Genomic DNA, 19,027 nt, shown 5'->3' on the forward strand with positions numbered 1-19,027 from the left:
AAGAAGCAGCGATTGAAGAAGAACAATCAGTTGTAGAAGAAGCAGCGATTGAAGAAGAACAACCAGTTGTGGAAGAAGCAGCGATTGAAGAAGAACAATCAGTTGTAGAAGAAGCAGCGATTGAAGAAGAACAACCAGTTGTGGAAGAAACAGTGATTGAAGAAGAACAACCAGTTGCAGAGGAAACACCGGTCGCAGAAGAGCCACCAGTTGTACAAAAAGAAGAACCTAAACGTGAGAAAAAGCGTCACGTACCATTCAATGTTGTTATGTTGAAACAAGATAGAGCGCGATTAGTGGAAAGACATGCGGCTAGAACGAATGCAATGCAACCTTCTATGAAAGAACGAGTAGAGAATAAGCCTGTACACCAAGTAGAAGAAAAACCAATGCAGCAAGTAGTGGTAGAACCACAAGTGGAAGAAAAACCAATGAAGCAAGTGGCAGTAGAACCACAAGTGGAAGAAAAACCAATGAAGCAAGTGGCAGTAGAACCACAAGTGGAAGAAAAACCAATGCAGCAAGTAGTGGTAGAACCACAAGTGGAAGAAAAACCAATGCAACAAGTAGTAGTAGAGCCACAAACAGAAGAAAAACCAATGCAACAAGTAGTAGTAGAACCACAAGTAGAAGAACGCCCAGTGCAGCAAGTAGTAGTAGAGCCACAAACAGAAGAAAAACCAATGCAACAAGTAGTAGTAGAACCACAAGTAGAAGAACGTCCAGTGCAGCAAGTGGTAGTAGAATCTCAACAAGTACAAAAGCCAATTTCAAGTACGGAAGTAGAAGAGAAAGCATATGTTGTAAATCAAAGAGAGAATGATGTGCGAAATGTATTGCAAACACCACCGACGTATACGATTCCGTCATTAACATTGCTATCGATTCCGCAGCAAGCAGCGTTAGATAATACGGAATGGTTGGAAGAACAGAAAGAATTATTAGATACAACGTTTAATAATTTCCACGTTGGCGCACATGTTATTAATGTATCGCAAGGTCCAGCAGTAACTCGTTTTGAGGTACAGCCAGATCCAGGTGTGAAAGTAAATAAAATTACAAACTTAAGTGATGATATTAAGCTAAGTTTAGCGGCAAAAGATATTCGTATTGAAGCGCCGATTCCAGGGAAGAGTGCGATTGGAATCGAAGTTCCAAATAAAGAAAGTAAGCCAGTATTTCTTCGTGAAATTTTAAGAAGTCCTGTGTTTACAAAGAGCGAATCACCGCTTACAGTTGCGCTTGGACTTGATATTTCAGGTGATCCAATTGTAACGGATATTCGAAAAATGCCACACGGACTTATTGCGGGTGCAACAGGTTCTGGTAAAAGTGTGTGTATTAACGCCATTTTAACGAGCATTTTATATAAAGCGAAACCACATGAAGTGAAGTTAATGTTAATTGATCCGAAGATGGTTGAGCTTGCACCATACAATTCTGTTCCACATCTTGTAGCACCTGTTATTACGGATGTAAAAGCAGCGACAGCTGCATTAAAATGGGCAGTTGAAGAAATGGAGCGCCGTTATGAATTATTTGCGCACGCAGGAGCTCGTGATTTAACTCGTTACAATACGATTGTAAGTGAGCGAGAAATTCCGGGAGAGACATTACCTTATATCGTTATTGTCATTGACGAGTTAGCCGACTTAATGATGGTAGCACCTGGTGATGTTGAGGAAGCGATTTGTCGTATTGCGCAAAAAGCACGTGCTTGTGGTATTCATTTATTAGTAGCGACGCAGCGTCCATCTGTAGATGTTATTACAGGTTTAATTAAGTCAAACATTCCAACGCGTATTGCGTTTACTGTATCATCTCAAGTTGATTCGCGTACGATTATTGATATTGGGGGCGCGGAGAAATTACTTGGCCGTGGTGATATGTTATTCTTAGGGAACGGTACATCTAAGCCAGTTCGTGTACAAGGTGTATATGTATCGGATGATGAGATTGAAAAGACAGTTGATCATGTGAAAAAGCAAATGAAACCGAATTACTTATTTAAGCAAGAGGATTTATTAGCGAAAACAGAACAGGCTGAGTCGGAAGACGAATTGTTCCTTGATGCATGTCAATTTGTTGTAGAACAAGGGGGAGCGTCCACATCTTCTGTACAGCGAAAATTCCGCATCGGTTATAATCGCGCGGCACGTCTCATTGAAGAGATGGAATCGCAAGGAATTATTTCTGAAGGTAGAGGAACGAAGCCAAGAGATGTCCTTATTTCAGAGGATGAATTTGCCGCTATGCAGGAAACAAATGTATAGTAAACGGTTTTGCTGTATACTAAGAGAAAATGTTGGATAGTAAAGTAGGGAGTAAAGCGACATGAAAGAAATTGAATTAAAATTAAAAGGTGAAATAAATAGACTAACAAATAAAACATTTAAATTTGACGAACGTGTTGGAGAAGGTTGGTTTTCAGCCGTTTACTTTTTAAAGACTAGAGAAATCATCGAAGAATTTCGCCCGAAAAGTGTTGTAACGATGCAATTTTTCCAAAAGGAAAATGCAGTTCTTTGCGGAACGGATGAAGTCATTGCATTGCTACAAACATTCGCTAAAAATCCTGAGGAACTTGAAATTAACTCTTTAAAAGATGGCGATAAAATTAGTCCATTTGAAACAGTGTTAACAATTCATGGTCCTTATGAAAATTTCGGATTTTTAGAAGGTGTCATTGATGGGATTTTAGCTCGTCGTACATCGGTTGCGACAAACGTATATAACGTTGTCCAAGCTGCACGTAGTGTAGATAAAGAAAAACCAGTTATTTTCATGGGAGATCGTGATGATCATTATACACAACAAGCTGGTGATGGTTATGCAGCATACATCGGAGGCATGAGCGCACAAGCGACGCATGCGATGAATGAATGGTGGGGCAAAAGTGGTATGGGGACGATGCCTCACGCATTAATTCAAATGTTTAATGGTGATGTTGTGGAAGCAGCAAAAGCATATCATAAGAAATTCCCAGAAGATGAATTAGTTGTATTAATTGATTACAACAATGATGTCATTACAGACGCACTTCGCGTAGCGCGTGAATTTGGATCAACATTAAAAGGTGTACGTGTAGATACGTCTCGTACGATGATTGATCAATACTTCATTCGCCACCCAGAAGTGCTTGGAACATTCGATCCACGTGGTGTAAACCCATCGCTCGTATTCGCACTTCGTAAAGCACTTGATGAAGAAGGATTCCAGCATGTAGACATCGTTGTAACTGGTGGATTTGATGAGAAGCGTATTCGTGAATTTGAAGCTCAAAACGTACCTGTTGATATATACGGAGTAGGAAGTAGCTTATTAAAAATGAATATTGGCTTTACTGGTGATAATGTAGAATTAAATGGAAAACCAGAAGCGAAAGCTGGTCGTAAATATCGTCCAAACCCACGTTTAGAGCGTGTTCAATTAGAAAAAAGAGAAGATATGTAAAAGAGAGAAAAACTGATAGGTGATTGACCCTATCAGTTTTTCTGTTATCATAGTATAGCGGCTTCTTTTTTGCTATAATGGATTTGTTATGGACATAAAAAAGAAGTACGTACGAGTTTATCCTGATAAGTGAAGGGAAGAATAACTTCACTACATCAAAAATGTATGATGATTACCAAAATAAGAAAAGATTCATATACTGTCTTATAGATAGGCCGTTGTATTAGTTCGAAATGTTGGAGGTTCTTTAAGATGACAGTTTACCATTTTGTAGGAATTAAAGGAACAGGAATGAGTTCATTAGCGCAAATTCTTCATGACATGAAGCATACTGTTCAAGGGTCTGATTATGAAAAGCGTTTCTTTACACAAACAGCGTTGGAAAAGCGTAGTATCTCGATTCTTCCTTTTGATAAAAGTAATGTAAAAGAAGGACAAGTGATTATTGCAGGAAATGCATTTCCTGATACGCATGAAGAAATCGTAGCAGCAAAAGAATTAAATATCCCAGTACATCGTTACCATCACTTCTTAGGTGACCTTATGAATCAATACACAAGTGTTGCTGTAACTGGTGCACATGGAAAAACATCAACAACTGGTTTGTTAGCCCATGTAATGCAAGGTGCACACCCTACATCTTACCTTATTGGAGATGGAACAGGGCATGGGGTAGAAAATAGTAAGTATTTTGTATTTGAAGCTTGTGAGTATCGTCGTCATTTCTTGTCTTACAATCCAGACTATGCGATTATGACAAACATTGATTTTGATCATCCGGATTATTTCACAGATATCAATGATGTATTCAGTGCATTCCAAGAGATGGCATTGCAAGTGAAAAAAGGCATTATTGCATGTGGAGATGATGAAGAACTTCAAAAAATTCAAGCGAAAGTACCTGTTATTTTCTATGGATTTGGAGAAGATAATGATTTCCAAGCACGTAACATTCAAAAGAGAACAGATGGTACTATTTTCGATGTATTCGTTCGTAATACGTACTATGACACGTTCAAAATTACAGGATACGGCAACCACAGCGTATTAAATGCATTAGCAGTAATCGCGCTTTGCCATTATGAAAACGTTGATGTAGAAGCAGTTAAGCATCAGCTAACAACTTTTGAAGGCGTAAAACGTCGCTTTAATGAAAAGCCAATGGGAGAGCAAGTTATTATCGATGACTACGCACACCATCCGACAGAAATTAATGCAACGATTGAAGCAGCTCGTCAAAAACATCCAGAGCGTGAAATTGTCGCTGTATTCCAGCCACACACATTCTCACGTACAGAAAAGTTCTTAGATGAGTTCGCTGAAAGCCTAAGCAAAGCGGATCAAGTATACTTATGTGATATTTTCGGATCAGCGCGCGAAAACAAGGGTGAATTAACAATCGAAGATCTGCAAAAGCGTATTGACGGTGCAGAATTAATTACAGATACAACAACGGATGTACTAAAGAAACATAAAAACGGCGTTCTCATTTTCATGGGCGCAGGAGACATCCAAAAATTCGAAGCAGCTTACGTAAAAGAAGTTCAAGTTGCAGAGAAGTAATAGAAAAGACGCATAGCGGTGGCTGTGCGTCTTTTTTGTTGTGTTCGATACATTTAAAAAGCATTGATAGGTTGGTATTGTTTATTCTTTTTGTAGAGTTGTTTTAACAAAACGATATAAATTGAACTAAAAAGTACATATCCAATTAAATAATAGAATGAAAACATATCGAATTGTTTTGTAATCATAATTCGAATCGCGAAAAATGCAAATGGAAGTGCAATCAAAGCGCTAGTACTAAAGGAAATCACTGTTTTTAAAAATTGTAATTGCTTTGTATTCCAATGATTTTTTCTACAAATAAACCAAATGTTGCTGGCGATAAAGGCTAGTAAAAATGGCAAGCAGGCTGAAATATTGATAAAACCAAGTACAATCGGTATTGATAGAGCGCCAAGTGGAGCAATTGAAAAACCTGTAAAGTATTTAATAAATGTATTTGTAGATTGCTGTACATCTTGAATAACGTCTGTATATTCTGCTGCAATTTCCTTTGCTAATTCTTTTGGAGGAAGAAATTCTTCAATCACTTGTGAAGGAATGATTCCTAATGGTATCCCTTCACTTTCTTTACATAATGCATTTTCGTATAAATCGGATTTGATTTCTAGCATGTGTTGCTCTCTTGCTGATGTAGGTAAGTTCATTAAACCTTTGTGAAGGTCATGTAAGAAAGAAGCAATGAGTTCATTTGCAAAGAATTGTTCTTTGTTCATTTTTTATCCTCTCCTTTAGCTAGTAACATTAGAGCTTGATACACTTCCTCGTAATCATGTAAGCGATTATGTAAAATTTCTCTCCCTTCGTCTGTAATTCGGTAGTATTTTCTTTTTGGTCCATCACCGGACTCTTCCCAATAGGAAACGGCCCAATTGTTTTTCGTGATTCGATTTAATATAGGATAAATCGAACCGTTTGGGATATGAAATACAGGGATATCTTGTAATGCACTTGTAATTTCGTATCCGTACATAGGTTGTTTACTTATTAAAGATAAAATAGCGAGATCAAAAACACCTTTACGTAATTGAATTATAAAATTATCATTTTTTTCCATACTTTAACTATATATGATTCATATCTAGATATCAATCGTATATAGTGGATTTTTATTTTCGTATTGACCTAGAGCTAACTCTAGGTTGTAAGATGAATATGTAAAAACAAGGGGGAGAGAACATGTATAAAATCGGTGAAGTAGCAGAATTAACAGGGATGGGCATTCACACTTTGCGCTACTATGAGAAATTAGGTTTATTACCACCACCAACGCGAAATAGCGGTATTCGTCAATATACAGAAGGCGATGTACGTTTATTAAAATTTTTATATTCATTAAAACAAACCGGAATGTCATTAGAAGAGATGGCTGAGTTTGCAAGTGATGGGTGCATTATAGAGGAAATTAGGCAGAAGAAAGAGGAAGTACCAGCGAAAGTAAAAAAGAGAATTTCAATTTTAACAACTCATTTAGAAAGGTTAAAAGAACAGCAGGAACAATTACAAAAAGTTGTTCAGCTAACGGAGGAGAAGTTAGAAATTTATTACGGTTTTTTAGAAGAAAAAGACTTGGAGGCCGGCAATGAAAAATAAAGTATATACGCAGTTATTAGGTTTTGCGATATTTACTGGTGGGACATTTAATGCTTCGAAATATGCGGTGCAGTATTTCGAAGCAATTCATATAGCAGCATGGCGTTTTGGGATTGCTGCATTTGTGATGTTATGTTTGTTAAAAATACGAAAAGATTTTGATTTGGAAGTATGGATGCAGAATAGGACCTATTATCTTTTGCTAGGTATTGTTGGTGTATTCGGCTTTAACTTCTTTTTCTTTCTAGGAATGAAATATACAGAAGCTGTTAATGGTGCACTTATTATGGCGACAAATCCTCTCGTTACGACGCTGTTAGCAAGTGTCATTTTACGAGAGAAAATTGTGAAGCGCCAAGGTATTGGAATGTTACTTGCATTAATTGGCGTTGTTTTTGTACTTACACAAGGTTCGTTTACAATACTACCACATTTATCATTTTCAAAAGGGGATTTTTATATTTTATTAGGGAATATTTGCTGGGCGTTATACGGCGTGCTAGGCAGAAGGTTTATTAAAACTGGTAATCCAATACAAACGACGACATATACGATGACTATTGGTGCACTTGCCTTTATGATCATATCTTCTACACAAAAAAGTATAGTACCAGTTTTAGAAATTCCTTTGTTGGCATGGGGAGCAATTCTCTTTATGGCAATTGGAATGAGTGTGCTTGGTTACTTATGGTGGAATAATGGAATTGCTCAAATTGGTGCAGCAAGGACATCTTTATTTTTTAATCTAGTGCCTGTAGTTACAATGATTATTTCTTTTGTAGAGGGAGTAAATATAGCACCCGCACAATGTATAGGGATGATATTAGTTATTACGGGAGTATTGTGTTCTTCTGGTTTTATACAAATAAAAAAAGGGAAGTGTGAATATTGAACATTTTTCATTTAAAAAATGTTAGAATAATAAGAAAAATAAAAAAGGGAGCTAAAAAACATGTTCACACTCCGGGTAGACGACGAAATCGAATTACAATTATTAGAGAAGCATCATAAAGAGGGATTATATCAATTAATAGATCAAAACCGTAACCATTTAAGAAGATGGCTTCCTTGGATAGATGGGACGAAATCTGCTGATGCTTATAATGAGATTTGTCCGATGTGGTTAAAGAAGTTTGCAGAGGGAGACGGTTTTGAAAGTGGCATACGTTATAAAGGAAAGCTCGTTGGGATGGTAGGTATTCATCCAGTGAGCTGGGGGAAGAAAGCGGCAAGTCTCGGTTACTATCTGGCAGAAGATGCTGGCGGGAAAGGTATTATGACGCGTAGCGTGAAGGCTGTACTTCACTATGCATTTGAGAATTTAAAATTAAATAAAATGGAAATTAGATGCGGTGTTGAAAATGTGAAAAGTCGCGCTATTCCAGAACGTTTAGGGTTTAAGTTAGATGGTGTTTTAAGAGATGAAGAATGGCTATATGATCATTTTCATGATGTCGCAGTATATAGTTTACTAGCTTCAGAGTGGAAGGAGATTCGATGAACGAGAAGATACGCATTATTCCGTATGAAAGTACGTTTCAAGATGAAGTAGTAGATCTTATCGTTCATATTCAGCAAAAAGAGTACAATGTTCCCATTACGAAAGAAGAGCAGCCAGACCTACTTGAAATAGAAACGTTCTATCAAAGGAATCATGGGAACTTTTGGGTAGCAATTTATGATGGGAAAGTAGTTGGAACAGTAGCTTTATTAGATATTGGGAATCATCAAGTAGCGTTAAGAAAAATGTTCGTAAAAAAAGAATTTCGCGGAAAAGAGTGGGGCGCATCACATAAGTTGCTCCAAACAGCAATTTCGTGGGCTGAGAATAAAAAGCTGAAAGACATTTACTTAGGAACGACAGTTAAATTTTTAGCAGCACATCGCTTTTATGAAAAGAATGATTTTCAAAGTGTGAGTATAGATGAGTTGCCAAAAAGTTTTCCAGTGTTGCAGGTGGATAAGAAATTTTATAGATATATTGTTTAAGAAGGTCATGTAGAAATGACCTTTTTTTATGAACTAAAATGGAAAAAGTGGTATAATTTAGGTTAGGGGGTGCGTGTATGAACTTTCCGATTCAAAGAAGTAAGTCAGTAGTCATTTTCGTTTGTCTCACGTTAGCTTTTATGTTTGTGTATCCACTTGTCATGATTGTCACAAATAAAGAGCAGTGGATGACAGCGTTAATTGGAATGGGTTTATGCTTCCTTGTAAATGTACCACTCGTTTGGGAAGTATTTATTAAACAGCATAAAGTAGAAAATGGTGTATTAAAGTACGGTATTTTAAATGATGATATCGTATTGAAAGAGATAAGAATCATTCGTCAAGTTGGGAAATCTCTTGAAATTACGACAAATGCATATAAAGTACATATGGTTGCGATGCCGCAACATATGAATGAATTTTTGGCGCTTATTGAGAAAGAGAATCCAAATGTGAAAATAGAAATGGTAGGGAAGAAATGAAATATGTAAAACCTTTGTTTTGTTTAGAAATATTATTTGTGCTTGTTGGTTGCACTAGAGTATATATGAAATGGGATCTGCCTTTATATGTACCAATATTAATAGGTACGATCGCAGTGGTGCTTTTATATTATTTTCATTTTCAGCAAACGAAAGGCGAGAAAAGTAGCTCTATATAGTTAGGAGAATTAGAAATGAAAAAAGTCCTTATGTTATTTGTATTTCTGCTAACCGCATCCTTTCTTTTACTAGGATGTAGTACAAAGAAGGAAAAGACGGATCTAAACTTAGAAAAGGCACAAAAAGTTGAAATTGAATCACTTACTGATTCAAGTGAAAAGAAAGTAATTACCGATAAGAAAGAAATTGAAAAGCTGTTTGAAGTCATGAAAATGGATAAGTGGGAAATGCAGTCGGCTCCTTTAGATACTCCGCAAGGGAAAACATTTAAAATGTATCAAGAAGGTACAACAAAATTATCGGAGTCGAGTAAAGATAAAAAGGAGTTACATGAAATTGGTACGATGACAGTATATAAAGATGTCCCTTATGTTGAAGTTAAAATGAAAAATAAGAAAATGAGTTTTAAAGTGCCAGAAGATGTGGCGAAAGACTTATTAAAATATTAAAAAACGCTCGGAAAAAATCCCGAGCGTTTTTCATTATTTTAAGTTCTCTGGGTTTAAAGCTTCTAATTCAGGTACAACGAATCGTCCGTCTTTACGGATTAGTACGTCGTCGAAGTAAATTTCGCCGCCGCCGTATTCAGGACGTTGGATGCACACTAAATCCCAGTGAATGTTCGAGTTGTTACCGTTCCATGCATCGTCGTAAGCTTGTCCAGGAGTGAAGTGGAAGCTGCCATCGATTTTTTCATCGAATAGGATGTCTCCCATTGGATGTAAGATGTATGGGTTTACGCCGATTGCGAACTCACCAACGTAGCGTGCGCCTTCGTCTGTATCGAAGATTTTGTTAATGCGCTCTGTATCGTTTGCAGTTGCTTCAACGATTTGTCCGTTCTCGAACTTAAGTTGTACATTTTCAAATGTATAACCGTTGTAAGGAGATGGCGTGTTGTAAGAAACTGTACCGTTAACAGAATCACGAACTGGTGCAGAGTATACTTCACCGTCTGGAATGTTTAAATGACCTGAGCATTTAATTGCTGGAATGTCTTTAATAGAGAATGTTAAGTCAGTTCCAGGTCCAGTTAGGCGCACTTTATCTGTTTTATTCATTAATGTAACAAGGCTATCCATCGCCTTATCCATTTTACCGTAGTCTAAGTTACATACTTCGAAGTAGAAGTCTTCGAAAGCTTCTGTGCTCATTTTCGCAAGCTGTGCCATAGAAGCATTTGGGTAGCGAAGAACAACCCAGCGTGTTTTCGGAACGCGAATGTCTCTATGAACTTTCTTACCAACTGTCTGACCATGAATTTGCATTCTTTCACTTGGCACGTCAGCTTGTTCGTTAATGTTATCGCCAGAGCGAAGACCGATATAAGCGTCCATATCTTTCATTACGCTTGCTTCATAGGCTGCGATTTGTTCAAAATGTTCTTCAGTAGCACCCATTAATAAAGAGCGATCTACTTGATGATCTTTTAAAGAAACGAATGGGAAACCACCAGCTGCATATGCTTCTTTAACAAGTGCAGTTACAAGTTCTTTTTGTAAGCCAAAGTTTTCAATTAATACTTTTTCGCCTTTTTGTAAGCGAATAGAGTAGTTAATTAAATTGTATGCTAACTTTTCAATGCGTGGATCTTTCATATGTAAAGCCTCCCTACTAATTATGTATCCTCTCCTATTGTAACCTACTTAGTGGAATTTGTTGAATGATTTATGTTAAAGTTAACGAATAAGTATGAAAATTCTAATGAAAAGATAGGGATTAGAACGAAACGGAAAATGATTGTATAATAGGGGAAAGTATGAAAAAGATAAAGGAAGTGATGAAATGCAAGTTCTTTTATATGTAAGTGCGGCTATTATCGCGGTTGCTTTCGCTGTATTAGTAGTGTATGTATGCAGAACGTTGTTATCGGTTCAGAAGACGTTAGAAAACGTTGCAAGTACGTTAGAAGGTTTAGAAAAGCAAATGCAAGGAATTAGCGTAGAGACGGAGCAATTATTACATAAAACAAATGCGTTAGCTGATGACATTCAACAGAAGTCACAATCATTAAATAAAGTAGTATCGGGTGTAGATGGAATTGGAACGACAATCCATTCCTTAAATACGAAACTTCGTAATGTATCAGAGTCTGTTACGGACGAAATTGAAAATAATGCAGATAAAGTAGCGCAAGTTGTACAGTGGAGTAGCGCAGCAATTGAAGTATACAATCATTATCGTGCGACAAGGCAAGAGAAAAAGGTTGAAAAAGAAGAGCGTAAATTAGAAAGACTTGAGAAAAAAGCTGAAAAGAAAGAGAAGCGCTCTAGACTTCGTATGAGAGGTGAATCGTAATGAATATGACAAAACTTGAAACAATTGAAGAGCTCGAAGTATTAATAGAAAAAAACGAGCCTTATGTTCTTTTTAAACATAGTACGACATGCCCGATTAGTCATGGTGCCTATACAGAATTTCAAGCTTATTGTAGTGAAGAAAGAGCGGTACCAGCGTACTACTTATACGTACAAGATGCGAGAGATGTTTCGAATCGTGTTGCAGAACAGTACAGCATGAAACATGAATCTCCGCAAGTGTTATACATAAAAGATGGGATGGTAGTATGGAATACGTCTCATTGGAACATTAAAAAAGATGTTTTAGAAGAGAATATTAAGTAAAAAGAAGCAAGCGAAAGGTGCTTGCTTCTTTTTTTTGTTTTTGTTGAAATATATTTAATGGTACACTGTTATTAGTTCAAATTAAATAACTAGATTGTTGAAAGTAGGTTTTAAGTAATGAAGAAAATGGCATTATCCTTCGCGGTCGTAAGTTTATTACTAGGAGCTTGTAGTAATGATACGATTAGTAAGAAGGATGAAGTTATACAAAAGGATACGAAAGAAAAAAGTATGATTCCGAGAACTGCTGTTTCTAAAGATTATTATAGAACTGTAATTCCTTTAAAAGAACAAAAGGTTATAAATACAGCTAATGTAAAAACAAATTCTAAATTAGATTTAGCAGAGTATGAAAATGGTTTAATGAATATTGCAAAAGAGCAATTTGATACAGAAAACCATGTGCTTCAATTAAATCAGTATATTCCTGAGAAGTTAGTTGATGAACTAGTCGCAAAAGTAGAAGCACCTGTTTTGACAAATATTATAGAACAAGACTATTTCGGGAAACAGAATTCAAATGAATTAAGTTTATCCGGCGTTGTAATTGGGTTAGCTATGTCTTCAAGTGTATCCAATGAAGAGGCAATGTCTAAGGGGACTGAAGTTGCTAAGCAACTTATTGAAGCTATTCATAAAAATGACAAGTATAATAAATCTCCAATTACGTTTGCTATCTTTAAGCAAGAAAGTACAAGTTCTTTAAAAAATGGCACGTATATTGCTAGTGCTACCGTTCAAAAGAATGATACGAACCTTGGAAATTGGAATGCAATTGAAGAAAAAGCGTATTCATATCCTTCCGATGAATTTACACAAGCACATGGAGAAGATAATGAAAAAATAAATAAATTTGCTGAGGCAATGAAAGGTTTTTCTCCTGGAGACTTTATCCCAGTAAATGCTAAAGTTTCTTATAAGAAAAATCAAATGGATACATTAAATATGGATATTGTTATTAAATATAACGGTAAAACAGAATTAATGGCTCTTACTCAACTCGCCGCTCAAAGTATGTTAGACCAATTACCGAAAGATGCAAAAGTACAATTGCAGATAAAGTCCGAGAATAAAATTGAGGCAATTGTTATAAAAGAGAAAAACAGCGATAAACCGTTTGTTTCCTTCTTATAAAAAAAGACAGTGTTTAAACTGTCTTTTTTTACTGTAAATGAAAGGGGACGATGGGACAGGGCGTCACGTAATACGCTCCATATTTCCGCTGTACTAATCTCAATTTACCCCTATCATTGTCGATTTTTGTTGGTAAGTCGATATATTCAAAAAATCGCTGATATAAATTTCAATTACTAGCTAGCGTACTGCTTAAAATAAGATTTCTACTTATGAAACATCTATATTTTTACAAAAAATACCCTTTTTTTCATGAAAAATACGAAAATACGAGAAAAGAAGCGAATTTTTTCGAAACTTTTGCGGGAAAATATTGTATGACCCTGCGTTTTTATCGTATCATTAGTAAAAGGAAGAACTCGGGACGATTGGTGGCATCTGCAAATAGAGTTGATGTCTTTTTTTCATTCAAGTAACCGATACATAAAAATAGATAGCAAAAATAGAAGGAGTGTGCGATGAGATGAACGTAACAATATATGATGTAGCGCGCGAAGCGAACGTTTCAATGGCTACCGTGTCACGCGTTGTGAACGGTAACCCAAATGTAAAGCCTACAACAAGAAAGAAAGTATTAGAAGCAATTGATCGTTTAGGATACCGCCCAAATGCGGTAGCACGTGGATTAGCAAGTAAGAAGACAACTACAGTAGGTGTTATTATTCCTGATATCTCAAATACGTTTTATGCAGAACTTGCTCGTGGAATTGAAGATATCGCAACAATGTACAAATATAACATCATTTTAAGTAACTCTGACCAAAACAAAGAGAAAGAGTTCCATTTATTAAATACGATGCTTGGAAAACAAGTGGACGGAATTGTTTTCATGGGTGAAGATATTACAGACATTCACATTGAAGAATTTAAAAAGTCTCCAGTACCAATCGTATTAGCAGCGTCATTTGATGAGCAAAATGAAACGCCATCAGTAAACATTGATTATACACAAGCAGCTTACGACGCAATGAAGCACTTTATTGAACAAGGACATAAGCGTATCGGTTTCGTCTCTGGTCCTTTCATTGATAAAGCGGGAAGCGCGAAGAAATTACAAGGTTATAAAAAAGCTCTAGAAGAAGCAGGTATTTCATATGATGAAAATCTTGTAATAGATGGAGATTACACATATGATTCAGGTATCGAAGCATTCGAAAAGCTTTGGGGCCTTGATGAGAAGCCGTCAGCAATCTTCGTATCTTCTGATGAAATGGCACTAGGTGTAATCCACGCAGCACAAGACGCTGGATTAAACGTACCAACTGATGTAGAAGTACTTGGTTTCGATAATACACGCCTTGCATTAATGGTTCGTCCGCAACTTTCAACAGTTGTACAACCGATGTATGATATCGGTGCAGTAGCAATGCGTCTATTAACAAAGTATATGAACAAAGAAAAAGTGGAAGATCACACTGTTATCTTACCTCACCGTATCCAATTTAGAGATTCAACGAAGTAAGTATAAAAAAGCTCACAGCGATTGCTGTGAGCTTTTATTTATATTCAGGATAGTATGTTTGAACTATAGTATCCACCGTTTCATTTTTCTTAACGTGTAAAAATCTTGCGTATAATTCTTTTCCAGTTTCAAATGGTGTATCGTCTAATTCAAACACATGTAATAGTTTTCGAAACGCCCACGTTACTTGCTCACCGTACATATTATCGTACGTATGCTCAGACTGTATAGCGATTTGTTCACCTAGTGCATGGGCCTCTTCCAAACTGTGTGCCTTAACAAGAATAATACTTTCTTCAAAAAGTGTATCGTGATTTTCTTCATAATGCTCATCCATTTTCGTAGGATCAGACTCACCAGAATGAACAGATTCAAACAATAATTTTACAGCGTACATATTATGCTGCATGTTTCACTCTATAAATAATACTTGCGACAAGTGAAGCAGGTATTGTAAATACGTTACTTTGGTAATGGTAATGTATTTGGGATTCTTCATAAGACATATTGTCATATAGTTCGTTTTGTGACATATTCATTTTCTTCTGTTTTTCTTTGAGTATTTTAATGTAGTTATACTGTATTGGGACGAGAATGATGAAATAGGCTAATACGATTAGTGAAATCCAAATCATTATGAACACTCCCTTATAAAGAATATATATATATGGTAATTATATCAATATATATGAAAAATATCCATTTTTCTGGTGGTCAATTTCCTTTCCAAAATGCAAAAAGTTCTTCAGGACTTCGTAAATTATGTTCAAGACATGTTTGTGCAGTGTGTTTAAAGTTTTGTATGAATTGTTCTAACCGAGAAGGATCATATTGTTTCACATTGCCAGCAATAATAGTTTCATCTTTATCTAAGTTAAGTGATATTTTTAGCGAAGTTATATTTGTTTTTAGTTGCACAACTTCCATGTAAAAAAACTTTTTGTCTAAGTCAATTATAATATAATCATATCGCTCTACTTGTTTAAAGTATCCTACAATATCATCTTCCAATTGAAATCCTCCCGAGTATATGGCTTATTGGTGACTTCGCTACAAAATGGTATTGTTCCTTGTTATATGTCACATAAGTGCAATTTTAACTATTATAGGGCAATGTCATGTATAATAGAAAGAAAAGGCTTGTGAGGGGGGAGAAGAGATGATCGTTCTTTGGATAATTACGCTTTGTATGACTGCTATTTTTGCATATATGACGTTAAAACAAAATGGTTTAAAGCGATTTGTTCCAGGAAGTATTCTTGCAGGAATTGCCCTTATCACGTATGTAATTTCTATTTTTATTGAAAGTGTATCGGTGGATATGAGCACAAGTTTAATGTTTATGGGGATTACACTATTTGCAAGTAGTATTATGGTACTTATGGTTGCTGGTATTATTTTATTTATTCATATGAATTCGGAAACGTTATAGCATATAAAAAAGGCATGTTCCTCTCGGGACATGCCTTTTTATCCGTTCAATTATGCTCTATCTTTAGAAGAGTTTTGTTGTTTTAATAAGTCGCGAATTTCGCTAAGAAGTTCTTCTTCTTTTGTTGGTTCTGGAATTTCTTCCTCTTTTTCTTCTTCTTTTTTAGATGTTAGTTTGTTGAACACTTTAACAAACATAAAGATAGCCGCTGCAATAATTAAGAAATCAAAAATAGTTTGGATGAAGTTACCGTACATAATAGATGACTTACCGAATGTAAGTTTTAAATCTGTAAAGTCAACGCCACCTAATACCATACCAAGTAATGGTGTAATAACATCTTTTACTAAAGAACTAACGATTTTACCAAATGCAGCACCGATTACAACCCCGACAGCTAAATCAACGACATTCCCTTTGAAAGCGAACTTTTTAAACTCGTTCCACATGTGTTAATCCCATCCTTTCCACGATTCATTATGAAATTTATAATTCCTATCAACATATTCTATAGAAATTTGCGTGAGAAATAAAGAGGGAATGGGAATGAAAGTAAATTCTGAAAAATGTATCCGTTTTAATTTTTGTTTACATCATTCAGAAGAGATTGCAACATTTGCTGCGTTTTTAATCCTTCTAATCCATCTACAATAGGCTTTGTATCTCCTTGCACACATTCAATGAAATGATGAACAGCATCTTCAAAACCACGTTGTTTTAACGTCGTATCCCATGATGGGGAACCAATTTGAGAAACTGCATTTTCTTGCTCAACTTCAAATGCGTTCATGTTTTTTACGCGAATGATTTTTCCTGTTGTGACAAGTTCAATTTGTTCTAAATTTGTACCGGCATGGCGATGCATTGCGGTAGAAAGTAACAGTCCACTTGGCGTTGTATATGTATGATGTCCGTAAAGAAGTTCATTCTTTTCATTGATTTGCATCATATTATGAACGACGTTAAGCTCATCGTTAGCTAACCAGCGAGCGGTATCTACAATATGTAAGTAATCATCTAACATCGTAAAGTCGTACGTATATGGTCCGACTTTATTTGTGCGGTGTTTTTCAATTCGAACCCATGAAATATTATGAGCTTGCTCTTTTGCTGCAACATACATAGGAACGAATCGGCGATTAAATCCGACCATTAACTTTCGGTTATACTTTTCGCTCAACTCAACTAGTTTCTCAGCTTGTTCTACTGTAGCAGCTAGCGGCTTATCAACGTAAACATCGATTCCTTTTTTCAGAAGTTCAGAAACGATTTCATAATGCGATGCAGTTGAACTATGAACGAAGATTGCATCGCATTCCGAAGCTAACGTTTCAATAGAATGGAAGTCTTGAATGCGGTATTGCTGGCAAACTTGTTTTCTTTTCTCCGCGTTAGGTGTAAACGCCCCTACAAAATTCCAATCTGTTTCTTTTGTAAGTGTTGGAAGATAAGCTTTTTGTGCAATACTTCCAAGTCCAATCATCCCAATTTTAGGTTTGTTCATATGTAATCCCACCCTATTCATATTGATATAACGGGTTAAATGTAGCATAGGGTGGGGGAGGAAGGCAAAAATTAGCTTTTACTTATGTCCTTCCAGCGAGTCATTCTCTATTTCTTTAAAGTTATGAGCATGTTGCAATGAAGGAAACATTATCATTGCCGTGCATGTCTATAACTGTAAGTAAAAGTATATATAAGGTAATTTATGTTAAAATGTAAAAGGGGATAAAACATCTGTGCCAACACACAAGATAGTTTGAGAGGGCGTGCTACATTTTGGGGGATATATTAAAAGATAATAAATCAAACAAGGCTCTAAAGATTGGAACCAATATCATACTTATCTTATTAATTATCGGTGCAATACAAATGTTTTATGATGAAGATTTTACGAATGATCATTTCGGTGGGTTATTTATGATGGTCTTTTTTGCAATTAAAATAGTTTCTAGTTTTCTAATAAGTTTAAAAGAAGGAGATAAAAAGGCAGTATTTATTGATTTAGGTTTAGTGGTTTTGTGTGTTCTTCTTTTAATTGTTACTAGTTGAAATACTTCTTTTGAAAAAAGCTCATAGTCTTACAGAGACTGTGAGCTTTCCTTAATAATAACGGTACTGATGTAGCTATTTATAAAATGTTCGAGTAGTAGAAGTAAACTGAGCAGCTTCTTCCAAAAAGGGATAATGGTTACTCTCTTCAAATGTCACAAAAATAGAATTACGTATACCCTCATGCATCTCGATAGAATACTGAATTGGGCACTGCACATCGTGTCTTCCGCATATAATAAGTGTCTTTGTTTTCATAGAAGGTAAATGTTCTCGTAAATTAAATGCTGGATATTCGTGAGAAAAAGCATTTATTCGGCTAGCAGACATTATTTTTTTGATCGGTTTATCAAAATAAGAGTTGTAGTTTTCTGGTTTATACAATGATAATTTTGTTCTCTTAGTAGCTAGTTCTTTTCGTTCTTCATTTGTAAGGTGAGGGCTTTTTAAGTTTTCGATGAGTTGTTGCATATAATGAAACTGCGGATGTTCTGGATGATAAATACAAAATGGTGTTTCCGTGTAGTTACTTGCTGCGGCTCCGACCACGACTAATGATTGTAAGGAATGTGGATAGGTAATCGCGTATAAAAGTCCGAGCATACCACCTGTTGAATGGCCGGCGAAATGCCATATTGGAAGTTGTAAAGATTCTCGTATCGCTTCTAAATCGTGAATGGTTTCAGTCATACTTAATTCTTTTTCTGAATTGGCTTTTACAGAGTTACCAGCGTCTCGTAAATTAATGAGGAATACACGATGCGTAGAAGTGAAAACATCCGCAAAGTAATCACCCGTTTCATTAAATTGTGAATAGTGATGTGTAATGCAAAGTGGTTCGCCATTTCCCTTTGTAAAAAGTTCAAATGTGCCACGTTTCGTGTGGATCATTTGTTGTGTCCACATAATATCACGACCTTTCCTTATAAAGTCCGTTAGTACATAAAAATATATCAGCGATTATTAGAATATATAGGCGCAACTTGAAATATATCAGCGATTATCAAAATATATCGGCGCAACTTGAAATATATCAGCGATTATTAAAATATATCGACTTACC

Annotated in this window: 25 protein-coding genes; 16 read left to right on the top strand and 9 right to left on the bottom strand. The window is 35.9% G+C overall.

Annotated features, from left to right (window positions below; genetic code table 11):
• The 3 genes from PDK19_RS00005 to murC form a co-directional block, all read left to right on the top strand.
• The coding region (locus tag PDK19_RS00005) for a DNA translocase FtsK (RefSeq protein ID WP_270706402.1) at positions 1 to 2,273 on the top strand (2,273 nt) is incomplete at its 5' end.
• A 61-nt stretch (positions 2,274 to 2,334) separates the two neighbouring features.
• The gene (locus PDK19_RS00010) at positions 2,335 to 3,453 is read left to right on the top strand and encodes a nicotinate phosphoribosyltransferase (RefSeq protein WP_000658369.1); all 1,119 of its coding nucleotides are present in this window, start codon (positions 2,335 to 2,337) and stop codon (positions 3,451 to 3,453) included.
• 252 nt (positions 3,454 to 3,705) lie between these two features.
• Positions 3,706 to 5,016, top strand: coding sequence for a UDP-N-acetylmuramate--L-alanine ligase (murC, locus tag PDK19_RS00015; RefSeq protein WP_000219470.1), 1,311 nt, complete (start codon positions 3,706 to 3,708; stop codon positions 5,014 to 5,016).
• Positions 5,017 to 5,069: 53 nt separating this feature from the next.
• On the opposite strand, the gene PDK19_RS00020 is transcribed toward murC, so the two are convergent.
• Both PDK19_RS00020 and PDK19_RS00025 read right to left on the bottom strand, forming a co-directional pair.
• Entirely contained in the window at positions 5,070 to 5,732 is a 663-nt protein-coding gene (locus PDK19_RS00020) for a hypothetical protein (RefSeq protein WP_270706404.1), read from the bottom strand.
• The gene (locus PDK19_RS00025; RefSeq protein ID WP_000414139.1) at positions 5,729 to 6,073 is read right to left on the bottom strand and encodes a PadR family transcriptional regulator; all 345 of its coding nucleotides are present in this window, start codon (positions 6,071 to 6,073) and stop codon (positions 5,729 to 5,731) included. Before PDK19_RS00025 ends, PDK19_RS00020 begins: the two co-directional genes overlap by 4 nt.
• A gap of 122 nt (positions 6,074 to 6,195) precedes the next feature.
• On the opposite strand from PDK19_RS00025, the gene PDK19_RS00030 reads away from it, so the two are divergent.
• The 7 genes from PDK19_RS00030 to PDK19_RS00060 all read left to right on the top strand — a co-directional run bounded on the left by PDK19_RS00030 (position 6,196) and on the right by PDK19_RS00060 (position 9,709).
• Positions 6,196 to 6,609, top strand: coding sequence for a MerR family transcriptional regulator (locus PDK19_RS00030; protein ID WP_000276601.1), 414 nt, complete (start codon positions 6,196 to 6,198; stop codon positions 6,607 to 6,609).
• On the top strand, positions 6,599 to 7,501 hold the full coding sequence (locus tag PDK19_RS00035; RefSeq protein WP_049111881.1) for a DMT family transporter: 903 nt from the start codon (positions 6,599 to 6,601) through the stop codon (positions 7,499 to 7,501). Before PDK19_RS00030 ends, PDK19_RS00035 begins: the two co-directional genes overlap by 11 nt.
• A gap of 60 nt (positions 7,502 to 7,561) precedes the next feature.
• Positions 7,562 to 8,110, top strand: coding sequence for a GNAT family N-acetyltransferase (locus PDK19_RS00040; RefSeq protein ID WP_270706407.1), 549 nt, complete (start codon positions 7,562 to 7,564; stop codon positions 8,108 to 8,110).
• Complete coding sequence (locus PDK19_RS00045) at positions 8,107 to 8,598, top strand: GNAT family N-acetyltransferase (RefSeq protein ID WP_001003139.1); 492 nt, start codon at positions 8,107 to 8,109, stop codon at positions 8,596 to 8,598. Before PDK19_RS00040 ends, PDK19_RS00045 begins: the two co-directional genes overlap by 4 nt.
• Positions 8,599 to 8,675: 77 nt before the next feature.
• Positions 8,676 to 9,080: a PH domain-containing protein gene (locus PDK19_RS00050; protein ID WP_001010639.1), complete on the top strand. Its 405-nt coding sequence runs from the start codon at positions 8,676 to 8,678 to the stop codon at positions 9,078 to 9,080.
• Complete coding sequence (locus PDK19_RS00055) at positions 9,077 to 9,259, top strand: hypothetical protein (RefSeq protein WP_000878352.1); 183 nt, start codon at positions 9,077 to 9,079, stop codon at positions 9,257 to 9,259. The genes PDK19_RS00050 and PDK19_RS00055 overlap by 4 nt, the downstream gene beginning before the upstream one ends.
• Positions 9,260 to 9,274: 15 nt before the next feature.
• Positions 9,275 to 9,709 carry a hypothetical protein gene (locus PDK19_RS00060; RefSeq protein WP_000757108.1) on the top strand — a complete coding sequence of 145 codons (435 nt, stop codon included), beginning with the start codon at positions 9,275 to 9,277 and terminating at the stop codon, positions 9,707 to 9,709.
• A gap of 33 nt (positions 9,710 to 9,742) precedes the next feature.
• On the opposite strand, the gene PDK19_RS00065 is transcribed toward PDK19_RS00060, so the two are convergent.
• Entirely contained in the window at positions 9,743 to 10,858 is a 1,116-nt protein-coding gene (locus tag PDK19_RS00065) for an aminopeptidase (protein ID WP_000654739.1), read from the bottom strand.
• 187 nt (positions 10,859 to 11,045) lie between these two features.
• On the opposite strand from PDK19_RS00065, the gene PDK19_RS00070 reads away from it, so the two are divergent.
• From PDK19_RS00070 to ccpA, 4 genes are all read left to right on the top strand, one after another.
• Entirely contained in the window at positions 11,046 to 11,558 is a 513-nt protein-coding gene (locus PDK19_RS00070) for a DUF948 domain-containing protein (protein ID WP_001197726.1), read from the top strand.
• Positions 11,558 to 11,884: a bacillithiol system redox-active protein YtxJ gene (ytxJ, locus tag PDK19_RS00075; protein WP_001057460.1), complete on the top strand. Its 327-nt coding sequence runs from the start codon at positions 11,558 to 11,560 to the stop codon at positions 11,882 to 11,884. The genes PDK19_RS00070 and ytxJ overlap by 1 nt, the downstream gene beginning before the upstream one ends.
• A gap of 117 nt (positions 11,885 to 12,001) precedes the next feature.
• Complete coding sequence (locus PDK19_RS00080) at positions 12,002 to 13,018, top strand: CamS family sex pheromone protein (protein ID WP_000738019.1); 1,017 nt, start codon at positions 12,002 to 12,004, stop codon at positions 13,016 to 13,018.
• 463 nt (positions 13,019 to 13,481) lie between these two features.
• The gene (gene ccpA, locus PDK19_RS00085; protein ID WP_001103292.1) at positions 13,482 to 14,480 is read left to right on the top strand and encodes a catabolite control protein A; all 999 of its coding nucleotides are present in this window, start codon (positions 13,482 to 13,484) and stop codon (positions 14,478 to 14,480) included.
• A 34-nt stretch (positions 14,481 to 14,514) separates the two neighbouring features.
• On the opposite strand, the gene PDK19_RS00090 is transcribed toward ccpA, so the two are convergent.
• The 3 genes from PDK19_RS00090 to dhp61 all read right to left on the bottom strand — a co-directional run bounded on the left by PDK19_RS00090 (position 14,515) and on the right by dhp61 (position 15,491).
• On the bottom strand, positions 14,515 to 14,877 hold the full coding sequence (locus PDK19_RS00090; protein ID WP_041184570.1) for a DUF4288 domain-containing protein: 363 nt from the start codon (positions 14,875 to 14,877) through the stop codon (positions 14,515 to 14,517).
• A gap of 1 nt (position 14,878) precedes the next feature.
• The gene (locus PDK19_RS00095; protein ID WP_000637881.1) at positions 14,879 to 15,115 is read right to left on the bottom strand and encodes a DUF3949 domain-containing protein; all 237 of its coding nucleotides are present in this window, start codon (positions 15,113 to 15,115) and stop codon (positions 14,879 to 14,881) included.
• Between the two features lie 79 nt (positions 15,116 to 15,194).
• Entirely contained in the window at positions 15,195 to 15,491 is a 297-nt protein-coding gene (gene dhp61, locus PDK19_RS00100; RefSeq protein ID WP_000389134.1) for a protein Dhp61, read from the bottom strand.
• Positions 15,492 to 15,639: 148 nt separating this feature from the next.
• Between dhp61 and PDK19_RS00105 the strand changes: the two genes are divergently transcribed.
• A complete protein-coding gene (locus tag PDK19_RS00105) occupies positions 15,640 to 15,912 on the top strand; it encodes a DUF3917 domain-containing protein (RefSeq protein ID WP_000636593.1) in 273 nt (90 codons plus the stop codon).
• 50 nt (positions 15,913 to 15,962) lie between these two features.
• Here PDK19_RS00105 and mscL read toward each other — a convergent pair whose 3' ends face one another.
• Entirely contained in the window at positions 15,963 to 16,361 is a 399-nt protein-coding gene (gene mscL / locus PDK19_RS00110; protein WP_000267018.1) for a large-conductance mechanosensitive channel protein MscL, read from the bottom strand.
• Positions 16,362 to 16,489: 128 nt separating this feature from the next.
• On the bottom strand, positions 16,490 to 17,416 hold the full coding sequence (locus PDK19_RS00115; protein ID WP_049111874.1) for a Gfo/Idh/MocA family protein: 927 nt from the start codon (positions 17,414 to 17,416) through the stop codon (positions 16,490 to 16,492).
• A 275-nt stretch (positions 17,417 to 17,691) separates the two neighbouring features.
• On the opposite strand from PDK19_RS00115, the gene PDK19_RS00120 reads away from it, so the two are divergent.
• The gene (locus PDK19_RS00120) at positions 17,692 to 17,964 is read left to right on the top strand and encodes a hypothetical protein (RefSeq protein ID WP_000502321.1); all 273 of its coding nucleotides are present in this window, start codon (positions 17,692 to 17,694) and stop codon (positions 17,962 to 17,964) included.
• Between the two features lie 75 nt (positions 17,965 to 18,039).
• Here PDK19_RS00120 and PDK19_RS00125 read toward each other — a convergent pair whose 3' ends face one another.
• Complete coding sequence (locus PDK19_RS00125) at positions 18,040 to 18,891, bottom strand: alpha/beta fold hydrolase (RefSeq protein WP_270706677.1); 852 nt, start codon at positions 18,889 to 18,891, stop codon at positions 18,040 to 18,042.
• Positions 18,892 to 19,027 lie beyond the last annotated feature (136 nt).

The sequence above is a fragment of the Bacillus cereus group sp. BcHK124 genome, assembly GCF_027712065.1.
Classification (GTDB): Bacteria; Bacillota; Bacilli; order Bacillales; family Bacillaceae_G; genus Bacillus_A; species Bacillus_A pacificus.

What these genes read in the sequence shown, in the direction of transcription:
- PDK19_RS00010 (WP_000658369.1), top strand. Translation starts at nt 2,335, where the DNA reads ATGAAAGAAATTGAATTAAAATTAAAAGGTGAAATAAATAGACTAACA.
- murC (WP_000219470.1), top strand. Translation starts at nt 3,706, where the DNA reads ATGACAGTTTACCATTTTGTAGGAATTAAAGGAACAGGAATGAGTTCA.
- PDK19_RS00020 (WP_270706404.1), bottom strand. Translation starts at nt 5,732, where the DNA reads ATGAACAAAGAACAATTCTTTGCAAATGAACTCATTGCTTCTTTCTTA.
- PDK19_RS00025 (WP_000414139.1), bottom strand. Translation starts at nt 6,073, where the DNA reads ATGGAAAAAAATGATAATTTTATAATTCAATTACGTAAAGGTGTTTTT.
- PDK19_RS00030 (WP_000276601.1), top strand. Translation starts at nt 6,196, where the DNA reads ATGTATAAAATCGGTGAAGTAGCAGAATTAACAGGGATGGGCATTCAC.
- PDK19_RS00035 (WP_049111881.1), top strand. Translation starts at nt 6,599, where the DNA reads ATGAAAAATAAAGTATATACGCAGTTATTAGGTTTTGCGATATTTACT.
- PDK19_RS00040 (WP_270706407.1), top strand. Translation starts at nt 7,562, where the DNA reads ATGTTCACACTCCGGGTAGACGACGAAATCGAATTACAATTATTAGAG.
- PDK19_RS00045 (WP_001003139.1), top strand. Translation starts at nt 8,107, where the DNA reads ATGAACGAGAAGATACGCATTATTCCGTATGAAAGTACGTTTCAAGAT.
- PDK19_RS00050 (WP_001010639.1), top strand. Translation starts at nt 8,676, where the DNA reads ATGAACTTTCCGATTCAAAGAAGTAAGTCAGTAGTCATTTTCGTTTGT.
- PDK19_RS00055 (WP_000878352.1), top strand. Translation starts at nt 9,077, where the DNA reads ATGAAATATGTAAAACCTTTGTTTTGTTTAGAAATATTATTTGTGCTT.
- PDK19_RS00060 (WP_000757108.1), top strand. Translation starts at nt 9,275, where the DNA reads ATGAAAAAAGTCCTTATGTTATTTGTATTTCTGCTAACCGCATCCTTT.
- PDK19_RS00065 (WP_000654739.1), bottom strand. Translation starts at nt 10,858, where the DNA reads ATGAAAGATCCACGCATTGAAAAGTTAGCATACAATTTAATTAACTAC.
- PDK19_RS00070 (WP_001197726.1), top strand. Translation starts at nt 11,046, where the DNA reads ATGCAAGTTCTTTTATATGTAAGTGCGGCTATTATCGCGGTTGCTTTC.
- ytxJ (WP_001057460.1), top strand. Translation starts at nt 11,558, where the DNA reads ATGAATATGACAAAACTTGAAACAATTGAAGAGCTCGAAGTATTAATA.
- PDK19_RS00080 (WP_000738019.1), top strand. Translation starts at nt 12,002, where the DNA reads ATGAAGAAAATGGCATTATCCTTCGCGGTCGTAAGTTTATTACTAGGA.
- ccpA (WP_001103292.1), top strand. Translation starts at nt 13,482, where the DNA reads ATGAACGTAACAATATATGATGTAGCGCGCGAAGCGAACGTTTCAATG.
- PDK19_RS00090 (WP_041184570.1), bottom strand. Translation starts at nt 14,877, where the DNA reads ATGTACGCTGTAAAATTATTGTTTGAATCTGTTCATTCTGGTGAGTCT.
- PDK19_RS00095 (WP_000637881.1), bottom strand. Translation starts at nt 15,115, where the DNA reads ATGATTTGGATTTCACTAATCGTATTAGCCTATTTCATCATTCTCGTC.
- PDK19_RS00105 (WP_000636593.1), top strand. Translation starts at nt 15,640, where the DNA reads ATGATCGTTCTTTGGATAATTACGCTTTGTATGACTGCTATTTTTGCA.
- mscL (WP_000267018.1), bottom strand. Translation starts at nt 16,361, where the DNA reads ATGTGGAACGAGTTTAAAAAGTTCGCTTTCAAAGGGAATGTCGTTGAT.
- PDK19_RS00115 (WP_049111874.1), bottom strand. Translation starts at nt 17,416, where the DNA reads ATGAACAAACCTAAAATTGGGATGATTGGACTTGGAAGTATTGCACAA.